A 5,546-nucleotide genomic window follows, 5' to 3' on the forward strand; every position below is an offset into this window, starting at 1 on the left:
CTGCACACCAACTTCTTCCAGCCGTCCTTCAAGCTGAAGGACAAGCGACGCGAGGGCGCGAAGGTGATCAAGCGCTACCATGTTCCAGCCACGCCCTATGAACGAGCACTGGGGCATCCGAGGTTGAGCAAGGTAGTCAAACGGCGTCTTCGAGAGCTTCATCGCACGCTCGATCCCGTGGCCCTGCTGGCCGAGATGAGAGACGCCCAGGCGGAGCTCGGCACGCGTGTCGACGCCCGATCGGGTAGGCTCGCGGCAGCAAGCCCACCGGCGCCGACAAAGATCGCAGCAGCGTTCGCGAAGGAGCTCGGCAATGACCTGCATCTAGGGGAGCAGCGCATCATCCATCGGCGCATGCGCAAGCCATACAAAAAGCGCATGAGAATGCCATCAATGCTCGATCCGCACCTCGCCAACATCGAGCGCTGGCTGACGGCCGAGCCCCGTCTGACCGCGCTGGCAATTCTCGGTCGCCTCGCTGAACAATGCCCCGAACAGTTCGGTCCTCCACAGCACACCATCGTGCAGCGCTTGTTGCGATCGCTCAGACGCAAAGCAGTCGAGACGATCATCCCGCGCACGGCTGAAGGTGCGGCACAGGCCGCTGACCCCGGGACTGGGGCCGCCGCTACGTGTGATGGGCACTCCGCGACGTCCCCAGTCCCTCCGATCCTGCGAGCAATGACGCAACCTCAGACCGGCCGACAGTCGGCGCTACGTCCGTCAAGCGAAAGTAACATCCTCAGATGAGGCAATACGAGAGCCAAATTTGAACGCCGATTGACAGATTGGACTACGCCCGAGTTGCTCGACCTGCAGATTCTGTTCCTCCGGGCCGCGCGCGTCGTCGACGATCGGAGCCTGGACCTACCCATGCCTTTGCGCGGCCTGATTGCCAGCAAGCTGGAGAAATCCGGCGTCCCAGCGCCGCAGACCGCAAAAATCAAAGGGTTCGTTCCGATCGGACGATCCGACCGGGCCAGTCTGTACGACGAGTCACTCCCTCCCGGTCTGATCCTGATCGAATAGACATGCGCGAGGCCCGCGCCGCTAGCGGCCATGCCGCCGCCGCGCCGCCGAGAAGCGTGATGCCAAGCACTGTCGCCGCCGCAGCGGTTTAAAGCCCATTTCTTCCTTGAGGCGTGTTCCGATCAGCTTGCGGCCAAGCCGGACCCTGTCGGCGTGGCGGTAAGTCCCAGGTCTGCCAGCACATCGAGCAGCCGCTCGAGTGCTGCGCGGACCTCGGCACCAAGTAAGTTGAATTTTGCCTTTGCCATTTCCTTTTATCCAAACGCTTATGCCGTCATCGCGCAGGCCGCTTCCCATAGGCGCCCGTGGCGCGAGCAAGCCTATGCCAGTGGCTGGACGGTGGACACTTCCCCGGTTCGCTGCCCCGTTGCCCCGAGGTTGCAGCCCAAGCGCGTTCCTCAGCCAGCTTCAGGATAAATACGAACACGGGAGCCGCCGTCCGTCTCCTGCAGCTCGGCCCTGTAAGGCACGCCGCGGATGTTGATATATGTCGGGCGCCCGACTTCCGGCATCCGGCGCTCCCCCTCTAGTACACGAACAAGGTAAGTCGGAAGCCAGCGTTCGCGGTGCTGCCACCCCCCGCGGATAAGAAACCCAAGATCCGCGACGGGCTGACGGGATGGCCCAGCTTCATTCATCGGCCTCGCGCGAGGATGATGGATGAGACGAACGTCCCTGCGCCCTGCCGGCCCAAACGTGGCCGAGTAATGCTCGCCGTTGATCGCAAACCGGCTTGGGCCGAACTGGTTCGGCAGGAGATTGATGTTACTCAGTACGTCGATCAGGACTTCTGAGGCCGGTTGCGAGCCGTGGCGCCAGCCCTCGCCGACGATAGGTCCGATATCCAGTAGATCCTGAGGGGCCCCTGATGGCCCGACGAACGACGGCGGTCTGGCGAAGTCAGGCGCCGGCGCAGAGTGAGCATCGTCCCGCAATTGATACGGTGTGGGCGGATTCAGGTTAACCAGTGGCTCTAGACCGCCGTAGATGTCTGATGACGGGGCTCTGGCAGAGGATGGCTCGGGTTCTTGCATCTGCTCCCCAAACCAATCCCAAGCTCCCGCGCTCGGGGTGGCCGGCGTTGCGGGAAGTCCTTGCGACGGGCTGGGCTGTGGGCTATGGCGCAGTGTGAGCGTGGATGTCGCGGGTTCTTGCATCGCCTCTCTAAACCAATCCCAAGCGCCCGCGCTCGGGGTGGCCGGCGTCGCCGGAAGCCCCTGCGGCGAAGCGTTCTGCCGAGCGCCTTCCCCGGCGAGCGGACGCGCGTGCTCAGGAGGAGGCAACCCTAGCGCTCTGTTCGCCTCGAGGACTTGTTGGTATCGCCGAAGCCTGAGCAAATCGGCATTGATTTTGGTGTCCTCGGTTTGCTGCCTGTACTGTTCAACATCTCGGGTCAGCCCATCGTCATTGAGTCGGCCAGCCATGGCCCCCTTGTCGCGCGTTTGCAGCCAATCACTCAGCCTGTAAAGGCGGCGTGCGTGTCGATCGACAGTCTCCGGCTCAATCCTGTGTGTCGCCTTTTCCGCGCTGGCCCACATGTCGATGAGGGTTGCGTCTGCGGGATAAGGAACAAGGCGGCGGATATCGACTGACAACGTTCTTCCGGCGCCGACGTCGCGGAGCTTTTTCAATGCCGCTTTGATGCGCCTGCTGCGATCATTCGCATAGGTTTCCACATCGTCATCCAAGCCAGCTTCCAACTCGGGGTTGCCAATTCGATCCGCGATTGATGGCCTCCCGTTCTGGCTAAGGCGGGCGCTCAAATGGCGCAGATCGGCTATCGCGTTTTTGATGGTGCCGTCGCCCAGTGGTTTGGTGCCGTCGTCCTGGGTGACACTGGCTTTGCTTTTGAAGTCCTCAAACAGCGCCTCGTCCTCCTCAGGGACCCCGCGTGTTCGGCCGGGCTGCTTGGCGTAATCCACGCGAAACTTCGTTGAAAGGATCTCTTGCCGAGCCGTGGAGCCAGACGGTTTTTCGCCGTGGCTCGCCCCAAACGCCTTTCCAACCCCTGATTTGATACGCGACCACAGTCCGCGATTTTTCCTGTTCTTCGTCTCAGTCGCGGGCTGCTCCTCAGATGGCAGGGTATAGCGCGTACTGCTGAACAGATCATCCCGCAAATTGGACCGCGGCGATACTTGGGCCGAAGCTCGAAAGTTAGCGCGGGGGAGGTCCACGCTGTGGCGCGTGCTGCTGAACGAGTTGTCCCTCAAGCGCGAGTGTGGCGGCATCCGCATTGAACCGCCGAGGGCACCGCGCCGGAGTCCTTCACCGCCGTCTGCGGGACCCTCATCAGGCGAACTAGACTTTGCGGAGTTCTCATCAGACGAATTGAGCTGCAACTCGTCCATTTGCTGTTCAAAGCTTGCTTGCGGGCTCGTGGTGCCCGATTGCTGCCCCACCTGCGGCTGCTGATAGTACGCTTGCGCGAATCCTTCCACATCAAAATCAAACAGGTTGAAATTGTTATTCGTTCGCTCCATGGCACCTCACATCACATAGCAAAGCTCGTATCTGGCGCACGGCAAGGTGATTGAGTGAAAGCGATGGAATTTTCGGCCGAGAATCCGGCTGCCGAAGCCTGAAACACAATCACCATCATTTGCCGCGGCCGAGACCGCCGCCAACGCCTCCGATTACTCCGAGATCAAGCACTCCGATGTTCATTCCTTCATGATAGGTGGCGTCGCCGTCTAGATATCGACGTTCTCATCCTAAGAGAGTTAGCTGTTAAGAAGCTGACGAGTGTCAGAAGGGCACAATGTGAAAATGGCGCCGGCGTTGTTTCTCAAGAAATATGCGGTGCACGTGCCACGTGATTTTCGTTCAAACCACGTATAAGGCCGTCCCGACACGGCACGTCGGATCAATACGAGCCTTCCCGTGGCACATCGTGAATGGACCATGATCGAGCTAGATCAATCATGGCCTCTCGATCAAGCGCTAGGCTCGATCGGGAGGCACGCCGCTCCCAGTTTAAGCACGCCTCCTGCGCTACGCGCCCATCGGTACTGTCCGAACTATCCTGATAGCGGGCACACAACCTCGCCAATCTTTCGGAAACCATGCGCCGCAAGCACTCCGACGAAACCTCAAACACTCTTGTATCACGGGAGCTCTCCACATGTAGAGCCCGACTCAAGGCGACGGCTGTAGCATCGCTAATAGCTCGAGATCGCGGAACATGGTGTAATTCCGCCGGATCCACTGATGCAACTCGCTGGACGAATCCTTCTCGTCGCGAAGATATCCCGTGAATGAGAAGCTCAGTCGGTCGACGTAAGTCTTTAGAAATACCGGTAGCGCCGAAAAGCGGAGTACACGGCCGCCATCCATGGCGTCAGGTAACTCTCCGCGCAGCACGAATTCGTTGTGGACGGTGACCAGCGCCCCCGGCGGAATCCGCCGCCGCAGCATCTCATAGCTGCGCGAGGAGGCGCGGTCGCTAGCGGCGACGAATAGGATGATGGGGGCGACACGGCGACCGAGCGCCTCCTTCATGAAGCCGATCTCCTCGCACATCTTGAAGAATTCATCGAAGGCATGGAAGCCGAGGTCGATGACCTTGGCCACTCGGTCGTGCAGGATAAGCCGGTCCATCAGCTGCATCTTGCCGTAGGTGTCGATCACATCCGCCGTCTCAGTGATGTTAGGGGGGTAATCGACGAGTGACGGCTCCTTCAGGTTGACGTCGAAGGAGAGCGCAGAGCCGTTCTTCAGCAGCAAGAACTCGCTCAGAAGACGAGAGACGAGGGTCTTGCCGACCTGCGGGGTCGGAGAGCAGATGATGTAGACGGGCGTGGCTAACATCGAGCGAGTTTCGTAGGGGGTTCAGGCCTTCAATGGGCGAACGAGCGATTATTTTTCGCCGCCGCCGGTCACTGACTTGGCGCCTGCCACTTCAGTCAAGTTGATGCGATCATATTCGCGCCACACATTGGCGAGCCAGTGCCGGACATACCCGCGCAGCACGAACGAGTAGTTCGCGGCCTCGTCGTGCCGGCCCTTGTTGGCTATGAAGTCGACGAACGGGACGGAAGCAACTTCGACTTGCTCATAGGCCATCTCATTGAGCTTAGGGATCGTCAACTCGGTCGCGTCCTTGATTCGGTGGAAATAGGAGATGTAGGTCGACTGGTCCCACTGGAAGAACTGAGTGTCGTTGATGAAGTTCTTGACCAGAAAATATTTTGCACCAGCCATGAAATTGGCGGTCTCGGCGATCTCGTCCAGGGAAGCGATGGAGGATCCCAAGGTATGGAATACGGCAAAGGTGATCTGGCCAGACGGCGCAGCATCCAAAAAGCCGATGTCGCGCAATGAAGCCAGCGCCTTGGACAGTAAGCCTGCTGCGGGCGTCGATCACAGTGACGGATAGCCCTAACAGTCTGCTGAAAAACGTGAGGAATGAAGCGTTTTTTTTTTGTTGCGGAGGCCTCGTTGGGCTGGCGCGTCCGGGAGGCTAGGTCTGGGCTGGCTGGGCTGCAACCAGTTTGGGGATGCGGATCAGATTATAG

Annotated in this window: 4 protein-coding genes and 2 pseudogenes; 2 read left to right on the top strand and 4 right to left on the bottom strand. The window is 59.8% G+C overall.

Translation table 11 applies throughout. The annotated features are described in order from the left end of the window. Together AC5ZGW_RS45190 and AC5ZGW_RS45195 are read left to right on the top strand one after the other, a co-directional pair. Positions 1–750, top strand: a pseudogene (locus tag AC5ZGW_RS45190) (hypothetical protein); the annotation flags it as partial. 54 nt (positions 751–804) lie between these two features. Beyond that, entirely contained in the window at positions 805–1,029 is a 225-nt protein-coding gene (locus tag AC5ZGW_RS45195; RefSeq protein ID WP_165421630.1) for a hypothetical protein, read from the top strand. 122 nt (positions 1,030–1,151) lie between these two features. Here the strand turns inward: AC5ZGW_RS45195 and AC5ZGW_RS45200 are convergent, their stop codons facing one another. The 4 genes and pseudogenes from AC5ZGW_RS45200 to AC5ZGW_RS45215 all read right to left on the bottom strand — a co-directional run. Beyond that, complete coding sequence (locus AC5ZGW_RS45200) at positions 1,152–1,277, bottom strand: hypothetical protein (RefSeq protein ID WP_283813353.1); 126 nt, start codon at positions 1,275–1,277, stop codon at positions 1,152–1,154. 150 nt (positions 1,278–1,427) lie between these two features. After that, positions 1,428–3,512 carry a hypothetical protein gene (locus AC5ZGW_RS45205; RefSeq protein WP_496114135.1) on the bottom strand — a complete coding sequence of 695 codons (2,085 nt, stop codon included), beginning with the start codon at positions 3,510–3,512 and terminating at the stop codon, positions 1,428–1,430. 655 nt (positions 3,513–4,167) lie between these two features. Continuing rightward, the gene (locus tag AC5ZGW_RS45210; RefSeq protein WP_028169373.1) at positions 4,168–4,839 is read right to left on the bottom strand and encodes a hypothetical protein; all 672 of its coding nucleotides are present in this window, start codon (positions 4,837–4,839) and stop codon (positions 4,168–4,170) included. 48 nt (positions 4,840–4,887) lie between these two features. Then, positions 4,888–5,404 (bottom strand): annotated as a pseudogene (locus AC5ZGW_RS45215) (hypothetical protein); the annotation flags it as partial. Positions 5,405–5,546 lie beyond the last annotated feature (142 nt).

This window comes from Bradyrhizobium sp. Crot121 (assembly GCF_059512385.1).

Excerpts from the sequence above, each read along its gene's own strand:
- AC5ZGW_RS45200 (WP_283813353.1), bottom strand. The coding sequence starts at position 1,277 with ATGGCAAAGGCAAAATTCAACTTACTTGGTGCCGAGGTCCGCGCAGCA.
- AC5ZGW_RS45205 (WP_496114135.1), bottom strand. The coding sequence starts at position 3,512 with ATGGAGCGAACGAATAACAATTTCAACCTGTTTGATTTTGATGTGGAA.
- AC5ZGW_RS45210 (WP_028169373.1), bottom strand. The coding sequence starts at position 4,839 with ATGTTAGCCACGCCCGTCTACATCATCTGCTCTCCGACCCCGCAGGTC.